Here is an 18,692-nt window from a genome sequence, read left to right on the forward strand (position 1 = left end):
ATCGCCTTCGGGATGAGAGTCGGTCAGGTCCTCGCGCAGCGATTCCGCATCGACGCCCAGGTCGGGGGCGGCGGTATGGGGCAGGTCTATCGAGCCTTCGATCTCTCCACGGGCGAGGTCGTGGCCGCGAAGATCCTGAACGACACGTCGACCGAGACCGTGATGCGTTTCGAGCGGGAAGGCCGGGCGCTCGCGCGGCTCTCGCACCCCGGCATCGTCCGCTACATCGCGTACGAGGTGATGCCGGACGGGCAGCCATTCCTCGTGATGGAGTGGCTCGAAGGCGAGGATCTCGCGCAAAGGCTTTCGCGCTCGCACCTCACGGTCCCCGAGACGATCACGCTCGCGACGCGCGTGGCCGACGCGCTCGGCGTCGCGCACGCGCAGGGCATCGTCCACCGCGATCTCAAGCCTGGCAATGTCTACCTCGTTGGAGGTCGAATCGAGTCCCCGAAGATCCTCGATTTCGGCATCGCGTTTTTCGGAGGCAGCGCCCGCATCACCGCGACCGGCACGATGATGGGCACGCCGAGCTACATCGCGCCCGAGCAGGCGCGCAGCGGCGGCATCGTCGACGCCTCGGCCGACGTGTTTTCCCTCGGATGCCTGCTCTTCGAGTGCCTCTCGGGGAGGCCGCCGTTCCAGGGGGATCACTTCGTCGCCGTGCTCGCGAAGGTCATCTTCGAGGAGGCGCCGCGGCTCTTCGAGCTCGGCGTCGTCGTGCCCCCGTGGCTCGAAGAGCTCGTCGCGCGCATGCTCTCGAAGGAGCCCACGCGGCGGCCGCGCGACGGCGCCGTGCTCGCCCGCGCCCTCGAAGCCGAGGCGCTCGAAGGCGAAGGCCTCGACGAGATCCCGCCGCGCTCCCTCGGCAAGCGCGAGCGGCGCTTCCTCGGCGTCGTGCTGCTCGGCCCGCCCGCGTCCGCGCCGCCCATCACGTCGACCTCGAAGACGCTCGCGGTCTCCACGCCCGACACGATGCGCTCGGTCGTCACGCGGTTCGGCGCGCACCTCGAGCTGCTCGCGGACGGCACGGCCGTCGTGATCCTGGATCATACGAGCGTGCCCACGGACATCGCCGCGCAGGTCGCCCGCTGCGCGCTCACGCTCCGCGAGTTCTTCCCGGGCGTGCCCATCGCCGTGACGACCGGCTGGTGCGAGCTCGGTCGCGGCCTGCCGGTCGGCGAGGCGATCGAGCGAGCGCTCTGGCTCCTGCACATGGAGGGCTCGATCCCCGGGCCGCGCGTCGCGATCGACGAGACCACCGCGGGCCTGCTCGACAGCCGCTTCGACATCGTCGATCTCGCGCCCGGCGGCTGCGAGCTGCGCGGCGAGCGCATCGCGGCCGAGGCCTTCCGCCCGCTGCTCGGCAAGCTCACGCCGTGCGTCGGTCGCGAGCACGAGCTCACCTTGCTCGAGCAGAGCTTCGCGACGGCCGAGGGCGAACCCGCGGCGCTCGCCGTGGTGGTCACGGGCTCTGCGGGCGTCGGCAAATCGCGCCTCGTCCACGAGTTCATCGAGCGGCGCAAGCGCGCGGCCGTGCCCGTCGAAATCCTGTGGGGGCGAGGGGATCTCCAGCGGGCCGGCTCGACGTTCGGCCTTCTCGCGGACGTGTTCTGGCGCGCGGCCGAGGTGAAGGGCGGCGAGCCGATCGAGGTGCGGCGCGAGCGCCTCGCGGCGTTCGTCGCGCGCTACGTCCCTGAGCGGGATCTGCGCCGCGTGACCGAGTTCCTCGGCGAGCTCTCGGGCATCCCTTTCTCCGACGACGACAGCCTCCCGCTGCGCGCCGCGCGCCAGGACCCGGAGCTCTGGGGCGAGCAGATACGACGCGCATTTCGCGATTTTTTGCGCGCCCTTTCCGCCGAGCGGACCGCGCTCATCGTCGTCGAGGACGTGCACTGGGGCGATCGCGCCTCCGTCTCCGCGCTCGAAGCGGCGCTGCGCGAGCTCGCGGACGAACCGATCTTGCTCGTCGCGACCGCGCGCCCGGAGGTCGAGCAGGTCTTCCCGCAGCTCTGGGTCGAGTGCGGCCGCCAGGAGATCCGGCTGAAGCACCTCTCCGCGAAGGCGAGCGCGCGGCTCGCGCGCAAGGTGCTCGGCGACGCGGCGGACGCTCCGCTCGTCGAGCGGCTCGTGGCGCTCTCCGAGGGGCACCCGTTTTTCCTGGAAGAGCTCGTCCGGGCCGCGTCCGAGGGCACGCTCGGCGAGTCCTTGCCGGGCACGATCGTCGCGATGGTGCAGACGCGCCTCGAACGGCTCGAGCCGCGCGCGCGCCGGGCCCTGCGCGCCGCGAGCATCCTCGGCGAGGTCTTCTGGCGCGGCGCCGTCGTGCACATGGTCGGCGAGGGAGAGCCGGGCAGCGATCCGCTCGCCGCGCTCGTCTCCGGCGAGATCTGCCTGCGCCACCGCGAGAGCCGTTTCCCCGGGAACGAGGAGCTCTCGTTCCGCCACGCGCTCCTGCGCGAGGGCGCGTATGCGCTGCTCACGGACGACGATCGGCAGCTCGGCCACAGGCTCGCCGGCGAATGGCTCGAACGCGCGGGCGAGGCCGATCCGCTGGTCCTCGCGGGCCACTTCGAGCGCGGCGGCCTCTTCGATCGGGCGGGCACGATGTACATCCGCGGCGCCGAGCAGGCGAGCGCGCGGCGCAATTATCAGGACGCCGAGCGGTACTTCGCGCGCGCCGACGAGCTGCTCTCGGGTTTGCCCGTGGCGGCGCGGCGAGCGCGCGGCCTCGCGCGGTTCCGCGTCGGCCGACATGCCGACGCCGTCGCCGAGCTCGACGCGGCGCGCGTGCAGGCCGAAGCCGAAGGGGATGGCCTCGCGGCGGTCGATCTCTTGCTCGACGAGGCCATGGTGCTCGACTGGATGGGGGACGTGAAGCGCGCCGAGGAGCGCGTCCTCGCGGCAAAGGCGTGTTACGTCGAAGGCACATCCCCCCTTGTCGACGTGCGCCTCTTGCTCGGGCTCGGACGGAGCTCGGATCGCGCCGATCGCAAGGAGGAGGCGGCCCGGTCGCTCTCGGCCGCTGCCGAGAAGGCTGCGCGGCTCGGGGAGGAGGGCTACGAGACGCGGACCATCGCGTTTCTCCTGCTCGGGTTCATCCTGCCCATTCTCGGGCGGCTCGAGGAGGCGGCCGCGGCCCTCGACGACGTCATTCGAGGCTGCGAGGAGCGCAGCGATCTTCTTCATCTCGGCGCGGCGCTCAGCTCGCGTGCGCTCGTGCGAGGCTACCGCGGCGACCGACCCGGCACGGTCTCCGACCTCGAAAAGACCATCGAGCTCGGCAGGGAGCTCGGCCATCCCGCGCTGGAGCTCCTCGGGTATTACAACCTCGGCGAATACCTTTATTTGACGGACGACCTTCCCGCGGCCGAGCCGTACATCCGCTCCGCCGCGGCCGCGTTGGGTCGGCCGAACATCGGCGCTCACCCTTCGATCGTCCGATTGCTCGAAGCTCGTGTGGCTCTCTATCGTGGCGACGAGGCGAGCGCGGCGGCAATCCTCGGCTCCATTCGCGCGGAGCAGGCCGAAGCTCGGGCGCAGGGGACCGAGATCCTCGCGCCGTCGGAGGAGGTCCTTTGCACCATGGTCGAGCTCGCCGCGACCGACGCGCCGTCCGAGCGCTGGGACGAGCTCGAAGAGCGTTCGGCGCGGTGCTCGGTGGGCCAGGAGCGGATCGAGGTCCTCGAAGCGCGGGCGCTCACGGCGCTCCGCCGGGGCCGCCGCGACGACGCTGCGCGGCAAATCGGGGTGGCGCTCGACATCGCGTCGCGGGTCGCGAACGTCATGACGCCGCGGCTCCAGCGTGCGCTCGCCGCTGCGAAGGCCTGAGGGCGAACGTCCGTTCGTTCGTAAGGGCCACATCTAAGGCCCGCATCAGGTTTTTGCTGTATGCCAATGCGTTGGTTCGTGCGCCGACGCACCAATTCTATCGGCCTCGGGCGGAGCTTGCGCATGTTGAGCAATTTCGGCGCAGTGGATCGCGCCATTTTTCTGCTTGCTTCGTTGTTGGAGTGCATATAGACATAATGGAATGTCCGGAAACCCTGCGTCTTTCGGCTCCGACATTTTCTTGCTGCAGGATCGGAGGTCAATCATGCGTGTTCTCGGTCGAGGGGCTCTGCTCGTGGCGTTGACGGCGGCTCTTACGGGATGCACCGCGGAGGTGGGACCGGAGGTGGAGGCGGATGCGGTCGGCGAGGCGGCGAACGCGATCGAGAAGGCCAATGCGCTCCACATGAATGCCCTCCACATGAATGCGCTTCACATGAATGCGCTTCACATGAACGCGCTCCACATGAACTCGCTCGATCCGGATTCGCTCTCGGCGATCCGGGATCCCTCGGCGAACGGCGATCTCGCGCGTGAGTTCATCAAGTATGCCGTGGCCTGCGCGCTCCCCACGACGAAGTCGTTCGAGTTCGTCTGGACCGACGCGCAGAACGTCGAGCATCCGGAGTCGTATCCGGGGGTGCTCGGCCTCGCCCCGGATTGGGCCACGCAGGCCCCCGGGCTGACCGGCCAGCGCATGGTGAGCGCCTGTTTGGCCGCGCTCACGAACTACTACGGCCAGCACGTCCTCGTCTCGATCCGCGCCCCCGAGGCACCGCTCAAGGTGATCGACCCGAACGAGCTCACGGCGTACCCGGAGATCGAGGGCGCGTTTTGGGGCAACCTCTGGGGTGATACGCCCTACCTGCACGCCTGTTACAACAGCGATACGATCGCGAACTCCCGCTCCCATATGCGCGATTGCGCTGCGGGCCACCTCAATCCCGACAACTCCCTCGAGGAATGTGGTCCGATCGACATCGTCGGGCCCTGCGACACCGTCTGCGAGGCGGTGAACAGCGAGACGGGCGCGTATCCGTCCTGCGTCCTGCACCCGGGCGTGGAGCTCTCCCCGACCGAGCACGTCATCACGACCGCGCTGCCCTGAACGGGCCCGCCCCCCCCGATTCCGCCCGCACGACCCATCTTTATCCTGCCCGCGCGCGCGGCCGACATGATGTTTCGGCCGCGCAACGCGTTGCGCCCTCCTGCATCGAAGCACGAACCCGTCGGCGATCCGACCCACGCGTGTTTTTCCGTGTGTCGTTCATGGCGCCGGCGAACGTCGGAGGAAACAACATGCGTATCGAGCTTTGGGCGATGGGACTCTCTGCTCTCTTTTCCTTGGGTTGCGCGGGGGATTTGGTGGATCTCCCCGACGACGTCCTCGACGGCGAGGGCGCGCTCGTCGAAGGCAACAAGCTATCGTCGAACTCCCTCGCGCTGAATTCGCTGGCGCTGAACGGCGTCGTCCTGAACGGGATCGCCATCAACACCATGGACGCGAAGTCGCTCGCGGCGATCCAGGATCCGACGGACCGGGGCGCGCTGGCCCGCGCGTTTCTCCGGTACGCCATCGGTTGCGCGCTCCAGACGTCGCAGAGCTTCTCGTTCACCTGGACCGACGCGACGAACGTCGTGCACGCCGAGACGTATCCGGGCGAGCTCGGCGTCGCCCCGGCCTGGGCCACGGGGCCGCTCGATCTCAATGGTCAGCACATGGTGAGCGCCTGCGTGGCGGCCCGCGTCAATTATTACGAGGTGCCGGTGCTCCTCTCGCTCCGGTCGATGGAGTATTCCCTCCGGCTCCTCTCCGGCTCCCAGGAGCTCGTCGATTTTCCGAATGTCGAGGGCGCGTTCTGGGGCAACCTCTGGGGCGCGTCACCGGTCATGTACGCCTGCTACAACAGCGCGACCGTCGCGAACTCCCGCGCGCTCCGCCGGGACTGCGCCACGGGCCATCTGCGCGACGACGGCACGATCGAGGAGTGCGGCATGATCGACGTCGTCGGCCCGTGCAGCTCCGTGTGCGCGTCCTTGAATGGCGGCGGCCAGTATTACCCGTTCTGCGTGGAAAAACCCTACGCGGCCGGCAATGCCAATACGAAGCTCGTCATCACGACCGCGCTGCCCTGATCGCCGTTTCCGGCCGGGACACGCCTCGCGCGCCGTGTCCGACCCTGCCGCGCAACGCCCTCGAAGGAAGGCTCATCGAACCGAGCGCCCCCGCGGTGCGCGTCCGCCTGTCTTCGTTCGCGGACGAACCACCCCAGGGAGCGCAACGTTCCTTGGAGGTGCATATGCGAGCTTGGTCATGGTGGATGGTGGTCCTGGCGGTGACCCCCGGTTGTACAGCTTACATCGACGAAAGCTCCGATGACGTCATGGAGGCCGAGGTCGCGCTGGTGCAGGGAAACCAGCTCTCCTCGAACGCGCTCGCGTTGAATTCGCTCGCGCTGAATTCGCTCGCCCTGAACGCGATCGCGACGAAGACCATCGACCCGAACGCCCTCGCGGCGATCCAGGACCCAGGGCCGAGTGGCACCCTCGCCCGGGCATTTTTGAAATATGCCGTCGGCTGCGCCTTCACCACGGCGCAGAGCTTCGCGTTCACGTGGACCGACATCGACGGCCTCGCGCACGACGAGCTCTACAAGGGCGAGCTCGGCGTCGCGTCCGGCTGGGCCACGGGGCCGCTCAATACGCAGGGCAAGTACATGGTGAGCGCCTGCCTGGCGGCCCGGGTCAACTATTACCAGGTGCCCGTCACCATTTCGATCCGGTCGCTCACCGAGCCGCTGAAGACGCTCACCGGCAGCCAGGAGCTCGCCCAGTATCCCGACGTCGAAGGCGCGTTCTGGGGCAACCTCTGGGCGCCCACGCCATTCCTTCACGCTTGCTACAACGACAGCACAGTCTCGAATTCCCGCTCTTGGAAGCGCGATTGCGCCGTGGGGCACCTGCTCGCCGGCGGCGGCGTCGAGGAGTGCGGGATGATCGACATCGTCGGCCCCTGCTGCAACGTGTGCCAGACGTTGAACAGCGCGGGCCAGTATTATCCGTCCTGCATCGAAAGGCCCGGCCAGAGCTCGACGACGACGAAATTCGTGATCACGACTGGATTGCCTTGATACCACCCTGAAAGACCGGTCGCCCTTTCCACGCCGACCTCCGTCCAGGCGGCCCGCCGTGCCATTGCAATTCGACCCGGTCGAATATCGATTGTCGTTTCCTTTCCGATGGTACCTGGACGCCAGAAATCCTAGGGTTACGCTTCCCCTCGTGCGGCCGGGAGAAGTGCTCGGTGGACGCTTCCGCGTCGAGGCGCGGGTCAATGCAGGGGGGATGGGCGAAATCCTTCGCGCCATCGACCTCGCGACGGGACACGTCGTCGCCGCGAAGATCCTCGTCGCCGTCTCCCCCGAGAGCCTCGAGCGCTTCCGTCGCGAGGCGCAGATCCTCGCGCGCCTCTCGCACCCGGGCATCGTCCGCTACGTCGCCTACGACACCTCCTCGGCGTCGAGCCCGCTGCTCGTGATGGAATGGCTCGAAGGCGAGGACCTCGGGCGCAGGCTCGCCCGCGGGCCGCTCTCGCTCCGCGAGGCCGTCACGCTCGGCCAGCGCCTCGCCGAGGCCCTCGCCGTCGCGCACGACGCCGGCGTCGTGCACCGCGACCTCAAGCCGCAAAACGTCTTCCTCGTGAACGGGTCCGTGGGCGATCCGCGGATCCTCGACTTCGGCATCGCGCATTGTGGTGAGGCCTCACGCATCACCCAGACCGGCACCGTCATCGGCACGCCGAGCTACATGGCGCCCGAGCAAGTCCGCAGCGGCAGCATCGTCAAGGCGAGCGCCGACGTCTTCTCGCTCGGCTGCCTGATCTTCGAGTGCATCACCGGCGCGCCGCCCTTCCGCGCCGATCACACGATCGCCGTCCTCGCGAAGATCATCTTCGAGGACGCGCCGCGCCTCAGCGAGCGCGCGCCCTCCGTGCCCTCGTGGCTCGACGGCCTCATCGCCCGCATGCTCGCCAAGGAGCCGCTCGGGAGGCCCCCAGACGGCGCGGCCGTCGCGATCGCGCTCGCCGCCGAGAAGGACCTCGATCCCCCGAGCTCGGAGGCCCCGCGCTCCTCCGCGCCCCGATCGACGCTCGGCGAGGGCGAACGGAGGTTCCTCGGCGTCGTGCTCCGCGGCCGCCGGGAAGGCTTCGGCCCGTTTGGCCCGGCGACCACGCTCGCCTGCGCCTCGCCGACGGACGACCTCGGCGCGATCGCCGAGCGCTTCGGCGGGCAGCTCGAGGTCTTCGCCGACGGCACCGCGGCCGTGGTGATCGACAGGACGCGCGTGCCCACGGACGTCGCGGCCCACGTCGCCCGCTGCGCGCTCGCGCTCTGGGAGCGCGCGCCGGGCGCCGCCATGGCCGTCGCCGCGGGCTTTGGCGAGCGCGCGCGTGGCGTGCCCGTCGGCGAGGCGATCGACCGCGCGGCGCGGCTCCTCCACGCGCGGAGCGGAGATGCGCGCATCGCCCTCGACGAGACCACGGTGGGCCTGCTCGACGCGCGCTTCGACGTCGAGGCCCTCGAAGGCGGCGGCTTCGCGCTGCTCGGCGAGCGCGCGAGCTTCGAGGTCTCCCGGCCCCTGCTCGGCAAGCCCACGCCGTGCGTCGGCCGCGAGCACGAGCTCGGCCTCCTCGACCTCACGTTCGGCGCCTGCAAGAACGAGCCGGCCGCGCGCGTCGTCGTCGTCTCGGGCCTCGCCGGCATCGGCAAATCGCGCCTGCTCCACGAGTTCGTCGAACGCCAGCGGGCCGCGGTCGAGCCCGCCGAGATCTGGTTCGGCCGCGGCGATCCCTTGCGCGTCGCTTCGAGCTTCGGCCTGCTCGCCGAGGTCCTGCGCGGCGCCTCGGGCATCCGCGGCGGCGAGACCCTCGCGCGCCGCCGCGAGCTCTTCTTCGCCCGCGTCGCTCTCCGCGTCCCCGAGCGGGATCGCCGCCGCGTCGCGAACTTCCTCGGCGAGCTCGCGGGCGTGCCTTTCCCCGACGACGACGACTTGCCGCTGCGCGCCGCGCGCCAGGACCCCGAGCTCTGCGGCGAGCAGATGCAGCGCGCCCTCCGTGATTTCTTACGCGCCGAGTGCGCGGCCAAACCCCTCGTGCTCCTGCTCGAAGACGTGCACTGGGGGGATCGCGCCTCGCTGCTCGCGCTCGACGCTGCGCTCGAAGGCCTCGCGTTCGAGCCGATCCTCCTCTGCGCCTCGGCGCGCCCCGAGATCGACGAGCTCTTCCCCGGCCTCTGGTCGAGCCGCGGCCGCCAGGACGTGCGCCTCCGGCATCTCTCGCCGCGCGCGTGCGTGCGCCTCGTCCGCCACGCGCTCGGCGAGCTCCGCGAAGGGCTCGAGGAGCGCCTCGTCGCGTCTTCCGAGGGCCACCCGTTTTTCCTGGAAGAGCTGATCCGCGCCGAGGCCGAGGGCCGCGGGGGCACCCCGCCCGGGACGGTCGTGGCCATGGTGCAATCGCGCCTCGAACGATTGGAGCCGAGCGCGCGCCGCACCTTGCGCGCCGCGAGCATCCTCGGCGAGGTCTTCTGGCGGGGCGCCGTCGCGCGCCTCGCGGGCGATGACGACGAGGCCGCCACGCGCGATCTCGCGGCCCTCGTCACGCACGAGATCGTCACGCGCCAGCGCGAGAGCCGCATCCCGGGCGAACCTCAATATGCGTTTCGCCAGGCGCTCTGGCGCGAGGGCGCGTATGCGATGCTCACGGACGAGGATCGCGCGCTCGGCCATTACCTCGCGGCCGAATGGCTGGAGGAGAAGGGCGAGGCCGATGCGCTCGTCCTGGCGGAGCATTTCGAGCGCGGCGGCGCGGCGGCGCGGGCGGCCTCGTTTTACCTGGCCTCGGCCGAGCAATCGGCGGCCCGCAAGGATTACCTCGACGCCGAGCGATGTTATGGCAAGGCCGAGGCGCTCTGGGGCGAGCTGCCGACGCTGGCGCAGCGCGGCCGCGGCCTCTCGCGTTTTCGCCTCGGCCGCTATCACGACGCGCTCACCGTGCTCGCCCGTGCGCGTGAAGCCGCGGCGCGGCGCGGTGAGGCGTCGCTCGTCGTGGAGCTCTACCTCGACGAGGCCATGGTGCTCGACTGGACGGGCGAATATCGCGAGGCCGAGCGCCGCGTGCAGTGCGCGCGTGTCGAGGAGCAGGCCCTCGCGTCGCGCTCGCTGCTCCTCGAAGCGCGCGTCTTGCTGGGCGTCGGGCGATCGGCGATGCGGGCCGAGCGCGAGGAGGAGGCCGCCGACGAGCTTTCACGCGCGGCCGAGCTCGCGAGTCGCCTCGGCGACGAGGGATACGAGACCTACATGATCGCGCATCTCCTCCTCGGATACCTCCTGCCCTTGCTCGGCCGGGTCGACGAGGCCGCGGCCTTGCTCGACGAGGTCATTCGACGCTGCGAGGAGCGCGGCGATCTTTTGCACCTCGGCGCCGCGTGGAACACCCGCGCCATGGTTCGCGCTCTTCGCGGCGATCGCGACGGCATGATCCGGGACTTCGAGCGCACGAGCGAGCTCGGTCGTGAGCTCGGCCAGCCCACGATGGAGCTCGCGGGCCATTACAACCTCGCCGAGCACCTGTACTGGATGGACGACGTCGAGGCCGCCGAGCCCATGATCCGCGCGGCGCTCGGCGTCGCGGCGCGGCGGGCCGGCTGCGTGCGTCCGGCCATGCTCGCGCTGCTCGACGCGCGGATCGCCCTCGTCCGCGGCGACGCGCGGACGGCGCGCGCCATTGCCTCGGCCTTGCGCGGGGGCGCGGCCGAGATGTCGCCCTCGGAGGACGTGCTCTGCGCGATGATCGAGCTCGCGACGGGGGACGGCGAGGGCAGCTTCTCGGACGTCGATGCGGCGTGGGAGGCGCTCGAAGCCCGCTCGGCGCGCGAGAGCGTGGGGCAGGAGCACATCGAGGTTTTGGAGGCGCGGGCCATGCACGCCTCGCGCCTCGGCCATCGCGAGCGCGCCATGCGCCAGCTCGACGAGGCGATCGCTGCGGCGTCGCGGATCCCGAACGTCATGAGCGAGCGGCTCCGGCGCAGGCGGGACGAGCTCGCGTGCCTGGGCGCGGCTTGATTCAGCCTTCGTGCTTCGCCTCGCGGGCTCTTTCGTTCCTCGCCGGACCAACCTGGTAATCCAGCAAGGGGACGAGGGGCCCGAGCACCTCGGCTCCATTCTGCATGCAGTCTGCCCTGCGCTTGGCCTGCGCGGCGGCCTCGGCGAGGAGGGTGGCGATCTCGTGCCGCGTCACCTGGCGCGTCTCGTGGAGCAGCTCCGTGAGCTTGTGCGCGGCGGGCAGGAGCTCGCCGATTCGCAGATCCCGCGCGAACGCCGCGGCCAGCCGCTCCTTGTCTTTCTCGTCGAACCCTGCGCGGTTGGCGTCTTCGGGCCTGAGCCCGAGCAGGTTCTTGACTGCGACGTCGAATCCGTCGCGCGTCTTCGCGAGGTGATGCATTTGAACCGGCCGGATGTCCGTCATCTCGATATCGCTCGCGTCGATGACGAGATCGCCCACCTTGGGATGTTTCGGGTCGCTCATGATCGTCCCCCCTCTCCGCGGCTTTCCGCGTTCGAGGTTGACGATCTCACAAATGGAGCGGAACTTCCACTGCCTCTGGCAGGAAAACGACGCTCCCTCCGCCACGCTCTGCGGGGGCGCGCCATTCGCTTCGTTCAGCGCCGCGCGACCACGCCGCCGAGCACGATCGCGTGCATCCCCGCGGAGAGCCTCGCCACCTCGTCCCGCGCTTCCATGAAGATCCACGGCGGCGTGAAGCTCTTGTAGGCCCGGAGGATCACCTTGGCCGTCAGATCCGGGTCGGCCACGTCGAGCTCCCCGGCCTCGGTCCCTCGCCGCAGCAGGTCCGCGAGCAGCGCCCGTTCTTCCTGGTAAAACCGCTCGGACGCGCTCTTCACGGCGGGGCTGCCGCAATGGAAGAGGTCACACGCGTGCGCGCCGCCGTCCGCCTGCGTGAAATACGCTCCCAGCCGCGCGTCGAGCGCGCCCACGAGCCGCTCGCCGAAGGACCGCCCGTCCGCCGCCGCCGCCGCGCGCATCCCTTCGAGCACGACCTCGTACCGCGAGCGCGACAGCTCCTCGACGATCGCCTCCTTCGACGGGAATTCGAGGTACACCGAACCCACGCCCACGCCGGCTTCTCGCGCCACGTCCGCCACCGTGGTTTTTTGCGGCCCGTAATGCCGGAGCAATCGATCGGCGGCCTGGAGGATCTGCTCGCGGCGCGCGGTTTCGTTCATGAAGTTTCCCTCGAACCGTGAACGAGTTTGCCACAGGTTCACGCCCGAGGGATCCCCCCATCGTCACGGCCTTGCTCGGGGCCGTGCGTCCGGGTCACTCGGTGGGCGCGGTGCGCGGGGCCATCGGGCCGGGGGTGGTGCGGGGGCGAGGTGTGGCGCGCAGATCCGCGGGGGCCGTGCCGTCCTTCGCCGTGGCGGCCGGGGCCGCCCCCGCCGGGGCCTGGGCCGTGGTCGTCCCTGCGGGCTTCGGGGCCGCCGAGGACGCAGGATCGGCCGGCAGGTCGGCGGCGGACATGGCGGGCACGGGCAGCGGGCCGAGGTCGACCTTGGGCGGGCTCGCGGGCACGACGTCCATCGGCTTCGGCGCCGTGAGCGGCTCAGCGGAGGCGGCGGGCGAGGGCGAAGGCGTGCCGTCCTCGCAACCGAGGGCGAAGGGCGCGAGCCCGAGGGCGAGCGCGGCGAGGGCGAGCGACGTCTGCGTGCGGGTCATGCGTTCCGGCTTAACAGAACGACGGCGCGGCGTCACCGGCGCGCGGTTTGCAGCCCTGCACAGCGGGAGGAGCCATGGTGCGTGGGGCGCTTTGCGGGGGCCTGCTCCTGCTCGGCGGGTGCGTGGTCGTCATGCGGGACACCACCTCGCAGGCGGTGCCGCCGCTCACCCGCCAGATCCAGCAGGAGGCGATGCGGGTATCCCCGCCGCCCGACATTTACGTCGCTTCCGAGCGCTTCGCCGAGCGCCTCTCGGACTTCAGCATCGCCCTGCGCCGCACCGAGCTCGGCGGGATGCCGCCGGGCGACGCGGACATGAATCTTCTGCTCCGGCTCTTCGCGCTCACCCTCGAAGAACTGCCCGCCGGCGAGCGGGTGGGGACGAGCGTCGCGGCCGCAGAGATGCAGGAGGCGGCCGAGGCGATGCGGACGCCGGAGTTCGGCCTGCCGGGTTCGCCGCCTCGGCGCGAGGCCTTCGTGCATGGTCTCTCCGTCGGCGCGGAGACGCTGCTCGCGCTCGCGTACGGCCCCTACGGCGGCGCGGGTCAGGACCTCGCCGACCGGACGGCCGAGCTCGAATCGAGCTACGAGGCGGCGATGGCCGAGCCGCAGCCGATGCCTTACGAGGTGGCGCTCGGCGTGCTGCGGCGCTCGCTTCTCGTGCTGAAGGTGATGCACAAGATCGTGGGCGCGCCGGTGGTGCCCTGAGCCCGCGGCTCGTTCAGCGCAGCCCGCCCGCCGCGCTCGTGGCCTCGCGGGCGCGTCGATGCGTCTGCAGCCAGGCGAACGCGGCCGCATGATCGTCGAAGAATGCATAAGGGAACGATAACTCTGGCGAAAGCACCTTCGTCGCGCGCATGACCATTTCGGTGATCACGCGCAGGCCGAAACCGGCGCCCACGAACGCGAGGGCGTCGTACGCCGGCACGATGCGGGCCCCCGCCGTCCGCACGCGCTGGGGCACCGTCGTCACGCCCGAGAGGTCCACCAGGGTGAAGAGCTGCCCCTCCCGCTCCTTCACGGCCCGGAGGACGTCGGTGAGGGCGACGACGTCCTCGGCGTTGGTGAAGGTCCTGAATTCCGCGATGACCACGTCGGGCGCCACGAATTTGACGCAATGGTCACCAAAATGGAGGACCGTGGGCGGGGAAGCGGGCGCCATGGAGAGAGGCTTATATCTCGCAGACCTTCGATCGTTCAAGCGGCGTCGTTCGAGGGGGCGGCGCGCGGCAGCGATTGCAGCCATGCGAGCGCCTCCTCCTTGCGATCGAAGAATGCCTGGGGATAACGCGGCCATTGCGGCTTCAGGATCCGGAGGGCGGCGATGATCATTTCGAGGCCGACCCGCACGGAGAACGGCGCGCCGACGTAGGCCACGGCCGCGTTCTTGGCGGGGTCTTTGCGGGCGCGGGCGGCCTCCCGGATCTCGCGCGGCAGGCTCTTGATGCGGGAGATATCCATCAGCACCTTGCACGGGCCTCGCTCGTTCCCCGTCCGGTACAGGTGATCGAGGACGCGGCTGAAGTCGTCCACCTCGAGGGGAAGCCCGAACTCCAGGACGAGCAGGTCGGGCGGCGTGAACGTCACGACGTGCGGGCCGATGGTGATGCGCTCGATCGAATCGGTCTTCATGGGCGCGTATCGGTCGAGCGGCGCGGGGCGGACGGCGCGGCGCGCAGCCAGGTGAGCGCGTCCTCCTTGCGATCGAAAAAGCCGTGGGGGTACGAAGGCACGTCGGGCCGGAGGACACGGACGGCGTGGATGATCATGTCGATGGCGACGCGCACGCCGAAGCGCGCGCCGACGAAGGCCAGGGCGGCGGTGGTGCTCTCGGTGGTGCGGGTGCGGATCGACTCGCGGACGCCCCGAGGCACGTTCGTCACGCGGGTGATGTCCATCAGCACCTTGAGCGGGCCCTGCCGTCTCCCTGTTTGCCACATCAGGTCGAGGATGCGGCCCGCCTGGTTTCCATCGAGGGGAGAGCCGAAATCGACCACGAGCATGTCGGGCGGCAGGAGGGTCACGACGTGCGGGCCCACGGCCATGTGTTCCGTCGAGTCGTTTTCCATACGCAGGACGCGCCGGCGGCGCCACCGGGCGGCGCCCTCCGTGAATCCATCATGCCAGCGTTTTCCGGCGCCTCCTAGCGTCGAGCAGGGCCGTGGCGATGGGGCCACGAATGCCATGCGCCCTCACGCGCTGCAAAGCACGTGACAAACCGTCAGAGGGTCCCCTTGAACGTGAATCCACCCACGATGTAGGGCACCGTGGCCGCGACCTCCTGCCCCGTTCGATAGGGATTGCGGATCCACCAGCTCATGTTCAAGAAGATGCCGGGCGCATTGAAACGCTTCGGCCCGTTGTGCTCGGGGAACTGCCATCCGACGAGCGGACCGGCGAACTCGATCGGCGTGATCGCCTCGGCCCGCGCCTCGTCCCCGACGATGAGCTCGGTCGGGAAAAACGTGTGATACACGCCGTGCCGCGCCCCTGCCATCAAGCCGAACGAGGTCACGAAGAGCAGGTCCGTCTCGTTCGAGACCATCCAGCCGTCGTCCTTGGCGAGCATGCCGAGCGGCAGATCGAAATAAAATCGGTCGCCGGGCGTGATCGTGAAATCGGTGTGGATGAACTGCGTGTCCGACACGAGCAGGATCGGCCCGGCCTTGGCCTGCAAGATCACGTCGGCCGTGAAAATGCCCCCGGTCGTCGGATAGGCGAGCCCTTGCTTGCCGCGCTCGACCTGCCGCACGTCGCCGAAATCCTCGGAGACGCGCTTGAACGATTGCAGCGTGTCGTACGTCCCGAAGAGGGCCATTCCCTCGTAGGCGAACAGGAACTGCAGAAAGGCGAGCGGCTGCACGTCGAAGCGCAGCCCTCCGCGGACGTACGCCGGCGTGATCGTCGTGACCGCGTGGATGCCGATGTACGTGCGCTGGAGGAGGATGTTCTCCTGCGGGCCGAGCAGCGGGCGCTGGTAGCCGATGCGGAAGAACGTCGAGAGCCCGAGTGGATTGTAACGAACCGCGGTCGTGCTCCGGTAGACGAACCCTTTGTGCACGTACGGTTGTTCGTCCTTGGGAGCACCCTCGCTCGGCGCCGGATCGTTCGGCGCCGGATCTTTCGGCGGATCACCTGCAAAGGCGGGGGGCGCGAAGAGGAGCGCCCCCGAGAGGATCCACGCCCGCGCCGAGCTGCGCGGGCCGGTCTTCGGCAACATGAGGGCCGACGTTACACGAAAGGCGCGCGCCAGGCACTATGCGCGCGGGGCATCGCCCGCTTCGAGCTCGCCTTTCGTGGGGCTCTCGCTGGCGGAGAGGATCGAGCGGAGCGTGGGCATCACCTTCGTCCCGCCGAGCACCTCGGAGAGGATCGTCCCGACGTCCTTGCCCTTGAAAAGGCTCACGAGGTTCATGTTCCCCGCGACCTCGGTGAGGAGCAGCTTGTCGCCGAGCGCGACCATGGCCTCGACGAGTTGCTTCTGCACGGCCTGGCGCTCGGCCACGGTCGCGGTCGATTGCACCTCGATGAGCTTGATTTCGAGCTCGCGCAGCCGCGCCATGTGGTCGAGCTCGACCTCGTGGCTCTTCCGCTGCGCCTCGGCGCGTGCCTCCGCTTCCTTGCGGAATCCGTCGAGCATCGCGGCCTTCTCGTCGTTCTCCCGCGAGAGCCGGGCTTTTTGCGCCTCGGCCTCGCGCGCGTCCGCGAGCGATTGCCGCTCTTTGCTCACGGCCTCGTCCTCGCGCGCCTTCGCGAGCGCCGCCTCGTGCGCGAGCTTGCGCGTGAGCTCCTCGAGCTTCGCCGCGCGCACCCGCGCCTCGGCCTGGAGCTCCTGCGTTTGCCTTTCGACCTCGGCGCGGAGCTTCGCCGACGCGAGGGCCTCCTGCGCTTTTCGATCGCCGATCGCGAGCGTCACGCTCTCGGTTTGCACCTTCTGCATGAGCGCGGCGACCTCGCGGTCCTCGATCTCCGCGCCGAGCACCTCGACCTCGGCGAGGAGCGTGCCATTCTCCGTGAAGAGCCGCCCGGGCCGCGCGCCGTCCTTGCGCTCGCCGAGCAGCGTATCGCGAAACGCCGCCGGCAGCTCGGGCCAGAGCGTGGAGAGCGACATCGTGCGGCACTTGCCGCGCACGATCGAGCGGAGGCGATCGACGATGAACTGGATGTAGTTCTCGTGGTTGAACCACCTGTCCTTGTGGTCCGGCAGGAACTCGACCGAATACGAGACGCGCACCGAAATCTTCACGAAATCGGCCGTCTCGACGGTGATCTTGTCGGAGATGCGGTTGCCGACGGTGCGCAGGAAACACGTGCGCAGCGGCTCCTCGTCGCTCTTCGGCGTGCCCGTCGAGAGCGAGAGCGAGGTGAGCGACTCCTCGTAACCGAGCAGCGTCACGCACGGCCCCTCCACGACGCGGCGCGAATTCGCGCTCGTCACGAGCACGGCCGTGTTGTTCGGCACCAGGATCGACAGCGCCCACGGCGTGGTGATCGCCCGCTGTGTCTCCTTGTGCGGCTCGTTCGAGGCGATCCACAAGTTCCAATCGTCCGCCGGCACCGTGCGCGTGACCTGCACCTCCTTGCGCGGATCGACGAGGTACGATTGTTTGCCGCGCACGAGGCGCACCTCGCCGGTCGCGAGGTCCCGCACGTAAATGCCGCTCTTCTGATCGATGCCGATCGCCTCGATGAAGACGCGGCTATGGTCGTTGCCCACGACGGCCTGGCCGGTCTCGGGCGAGAGGCACTCGATTTCGTTGAACGGGACGAAGAACGTCGAGACGCCCGTGAGCAGGAGCTCGTCACCGGGGAAATACTCGTCCTTCGCGAGCTCGAAGCCCCGGGGTACTTTCGCCGCGAGGTCCGCCCGCTTGATCGGCGCGATGACGCGGAGCCAGAGCGCGCGCTGCGGCAAGAGCTCGTACGCGTCGTAGACGCGATTGCGCGAGCCGAGCGTCATGAACGTATCGTACGGGCCGGGGAAGACACGCGCGGGGCCGACCTTGATCTCGCGTTTGCCGTCGGCGTCGACGATCACGCAATACTCTTTTTCGCCGAGCACGACCGCGCGGCGAATGAGCCGCGCCTGCCGCGCCTCGGCTTCGAGCGCGCGACGGACCGCGGAAGAGGCGAGCAGATCCTGCACCTCCGCGGCGCCGATCTTGGGCTCGGGCGCGATCGCCGCGGGCGCGGGCGCGACGGGCGCGGCGGCCTTGCGTCCTCGGCCGCGCGCCGATTGATCGATGTACTGATTCGGCACCTTGCTGCGCGCCTGGCCTCGCAGCGCGGGCGCCTCGTCGTCGGCCGCAAATTCCTCCATCGCGGCCGTCTCCTCGCCGCTCTGCGCGAGGACCTGCCGCGCAATCGCCGCGCTGATCGCCGCGCCGCTGTCGTCGATCGACGTATCCGGCACGATGTCGACGCCCGTCGGCGGGATGTAAAACTGCGTATCGAGCCCGCGAATCACGATGAGCTGCCCGCGCTTCAGCGGCACGGGCGTGAGCGAATCGACCGTGGTCGTCGGCTGCTCGTCGAGGTTCTCCGCCGTGGCCCGCGTGATCGCCGCCGAGCGCGCCGTCACCTCGTAGTAAGGCGCGTTCTTGTCGACCTCGCCGTAAACCTTGACGACGAGGTACTGATTCGAGGCGAGCTCGTGCGCGTCGCGCACGTCGGCGCGCTGGCCGGGGCGCAGGTAGAAGCTGCACGGGCCCGGGATCATCGAGCGCGTGCCATTGCGGAGCGGGCGCGACTCGTTGCGGCCATTCTTGAACCGGCCGTTCGGGCCGCTGTCGCTCTCGAGGAGCGGGTTGAAGAGGACCGCGTACTGGTTGTCCCCGAGCTCCACCATGCTCTGGGGCTTGCCCGTGGTGTCCTCGCGGAAGCCGCCCATTCCGTCGTCGATGACGACCCGATCGGCCGCGGTCGGCGAGACCATCGTGGGGCCGACGTGCAAGGTGACCTCGCCCTTGTCGTCGTCCTGGACCCACAAGAATTGCCGCTCGGTGACCGGTATCTTTCGGCTCGTCCGTTCCATGTCCCCTCGTCCTCCCAAGGCTCAAGCCCGCGCCTCA

14 protein-coding genes are annotated in these 18,692 nt (G+C 69.6%); 6 read left to right on the plus strand and 8 right to left on the minus strand.

All coding sequences use genetic code 11. The features are described from left to right. Window positions 1–12: 12 nt before the first annotated feature. From QHF85_RS31045 to QHF85_RS31065, 5 genes are all read left to right on the plus strand, one after another. Complete coding sequence (locus QHF85_RS31045; protein WP_281330987.1) at window positions 13–3,831, plus strand: serine/threonine-protein kinase; 3,819 nt, start codon at window positions 13–15, stop codon at window positions 3,829–3,831. 265 nt (window positions 3,832–4,096) lie between these two features. Beyond that, window positions 4,097–4,939, plus strand: coding sequence for a hypothetical protein (locus tag QHF85_RS31050; RefSeq protein ID WP_281330988.1), 843 nt, complete (start codon window positions 4,097–4,099; stop codon window positions 4,937–4,939). Between the two features lie 191 nt (window positions 4,940–5,130). After that, complete coding sequence (locus tag QHF85_RS31055) at window positions 5,131–5,967, plus strand: hypothetical protein (RefSeq protein WP_281330989.1); 837 nt, start codon at window positions 5,131–5,133, stop codon at window positions 5,965–5,967. A gap of 248 nt (window positions 5,968–6,215) precedes the next feature. After that, on the plus strand, window positions 6,216–6,962 hold the full coding sequence (locus QHF85_RS31060) for a hypothetical protein (RefSeq protein WP_281330990.1): 747 nt from the start codon (window positions 6,216–6,218) through the stop codon (window positions 6,960–6,962). Window positions 6,963–7,113: 151 nt separating this feature from the next. Continuing rightward, the gene (locus QHF85_RS31065; RefSeq protein WP_281330991.1) at window positions 7,114–10,950 is read left to right on the plus strand and encodes a serine/threonine-protein kinase; all 3,837 of its coding nucleotides are present in this window, start codon (window positions 7,114–7,116) and stop codon (window positions 10,948–10,950) included. Between the two features lies 1 nt (window position 10,951). Here QHF85_RS31065 and QHF85_RS31070 read toward each other — a convergent pair whose 3' ends face one another. From QHF85_RS31070 to QHF85_RS31080, 3 genes are all read right to left on the minus strand, one after another. Continuing rightward, window positions 10,952–11,413, minus strand: coding sequence for a hypothetical protein (locus tag QHF85_RS31070; RefSeq protein WP_281330992.1), 462 nt, complete (start codon window positions 11,411–11,413; stop codon window positions 10,952–10,954). Between the two features lie 134 nt (window positions 11,414–11,547). Further along, window positions 11,548–12,132 (minus strand): TetR/AcrR family transcriptional regulator, encoded by a 585-nt coding sequence (locus tag QHF85_RS31075; RefSeq protein WP_281330993.1) that lies wholly within the window; start codon window positions 12,130–12,132, stop codon window positions 11,548–11,550. 94 nt (window positions 12,133–12,226) lie between these two features. Then, on the minus strand, window positions 12,227–12,622 hold the full coding sequence (locus tag QHF85_RS31080; RefSeq protein WP_281330994.1) for a hypothetical protein: 396 nt from the start codon (window positions 12,620–12,622) through the stop codon (window positions 12,227–12,229). Window positions 12,623–12,696: 74 nt separating this feature from the next. Between QHF85_RS31080 and QHF85_RS31085 the strand changes: the two genes are divergently transcribed. Then, window positions 12,697–13,329 carry a hypothetical protein gene (locus QHF85_RS31085; protein WP_281330995.1) on the plus strand — a complete coding sequence of 211 codons (633 nt, stop codon included), beginning with the start codon at window positions 12,697–12,699 and terminating at the stop codon, window positions 13,327–13,329. 13 nt (window positions 13,330–13,342) lie between these two features. Here QHF85_RS31085 and QHF85_RS31090 read toward each other — a convergent pair whose 3' ends face one another. The 5 genes from QHF85_RS31090 to QHF85_RS31110 all read right to left on the minus strand — a co-directional run bounded on the left by QHF85_RS31090 (window position 13,343) and on the right by QHF85_RS31110 (window position 18,655). Then, a complete protein-coding gene (locus QHF85_RS31090; protein ID WP_281330996.1) occupies window positions 13,343–13,783 on the minus strand; it encodes an STAS/SEC14 domain-containing protein in 441 nt (146 codons plus the stop codon). A gap of 35 nt (window positions 13,784–13,818) precedes the next feature. Next, window positions 13,819–14,253, minus strand: a complete 435-nt coding sequence (locus QHF85_RS31095) for an STAS/SEC14 domain-containing protein (protein WP_281330997.1) — start codon at window positions 14,251–14,253, stop codon at window positions 13,819–13,821. Next, on the minus strand, window positions 14,250–14,690 hold the full coding sequence (locus tag QHF85_RS31100; protein WP_281330998.1) for a hypothetical protein: 441 nt from the start codon (window positions 14,688–14,690) through the stop codon (window positions 14,250–14,252). The genes QHF85_RS31095 and QHF85_RS31100 overlap by 4 nt, the downstream gene beginning before the upstream one ends. Window positions 14,691–14,842: 152 nt before the next feature. Next, entirely contained in the window at window positions 14,843–15,841 is a 999-nt protein-coding gene (locus QHF85_RS31105) for a hypothetical protein (protein ID WP_281330999.1), read from the minus strand. Window positions 15,842–15,877: 36 nt separating this feature from the next. Then, on the minus strand, window positions 15,878–18,655 hold the full coding sequence (locus QHF85_RS31110; protein ID WP_281331000.1) for a hypothetical protein: 2,778 nt from the start codon (window positions 18,653–18,655) through the stop codon (window positions 15,878–15,880). Window positions 18,656–18,692: the final 37 nt, after the last annotated feature.

This window comes from Polyangium sp. 6x1, from assembly GCF_029946515.1.
In the GTDB taxonomy this organism is placed as follows: domain Bacteria; phylum Myxococcota_A; class Polyangia; order Polyangiales; family Polyangiaceae; genus Polyangium.

What these genes read in the sequence shown, in the direction of transcription:
- QHF85_RS31070 (WP_281330992.1), bottom strand. Translation starts at nt 11,413, where the DNA reads ATGAGCGACCCGAAACATCCCAAGGTGGGCGATCTCGTCATCGACGCG.
- QHF85_RS31100 (WP_281330998.1), bottom strand. Translation starts at nt 14,690, where the DNA reads ATGGAAAACGACTCGACGGAACACATGGCCGTGGGCCCGCACGTCGTG.
- QHF85_RS31090 (WP_281330996.1), bottom strand. Translation starts at nt 13,783, where the DNA reads ATGGCGCCCGCTTCCCCGCCCACGGTCCTCCATTTTGGTGACCATTGC.
- QHF85_RS31095 (WP_281330997.1), bottom strand. Translation starts at nt 14,253, where the DNA reads ATGAAGACCGATTCGATCGAGCGCATCACCATCGGCCCGCACGTCGTG.
- QHF85_RS31075 (WP_281330993.1), bottom strand. Translation starts at nt 12,132, where the DNA reads ATGAACGAAACCGCGCGCCGCGAGCAGATCCTCCAGGCCGCCGATCGA.
- QHF85_RS31050 (WP_281330988.1), top strand. Translation starts at nt 4,097, where the DNA reads ATGCGTGTTCTCGGTCGAGGGGCTCTGCTCGTGGCGTTGACGGCGGCT.
- QHF85_RS31085 (WP_281330995.1), top strand. Translation starts at nt 12,697, where the DNA reads ATGGTGCGTGGGGCGCTTTGCGGGGGCCTGCTCCTGCTCGGCGGGTGC.
- QHF85_RS31105 (WP_281330999.1), bottom strand. Translation starts at nt 15,841, where the DNA reads ATGTTGCCGAAGACCGGCCCGCGCAGCTCGGCGCGGGCGTGGATCCTC.
- QHF85_RS31110 (WP_281331000.1), bottom strand. Translation starts at nt 18,655, where the DNA reads ATGGAACGGACGAGCCGAAAGATACCGGTCACCGAGCGGCAATTCTTG.
- QHF85_RS31060 (WP_281330990.1), top strand. Translation starts at nt 6,216, where the DNA reads ATGGAGGCCGAGGTCGCGCTGGTGCAGGGAAACCAGCTCTCCTCGAAC.
- QHF85_RS31045 (WP_281330987.1), top strand. Translation starts at nt 13, where the DNA reads ATGAGAGTCGGTCAGGTCCTCGCGCAGCGATTCCGCATCGACGCCCAG.
- QHF85_RS31080 (WP_281330994.1), bottom strand. Translation starts at nt 12,622, where the DNA reads ATGACCCGCACGCAGACGTCGCTCGCCCTCGCCGCGCTCGCCCTCGGG.
- QHF85_RS31055 (WP_281330989.1), top strand. Translation starts at nt 5,131, where the DNA reads ATGCGTATCGAGCTTTGGGCGATGGGACTCTCTGCTCTCTTTTCCTTG.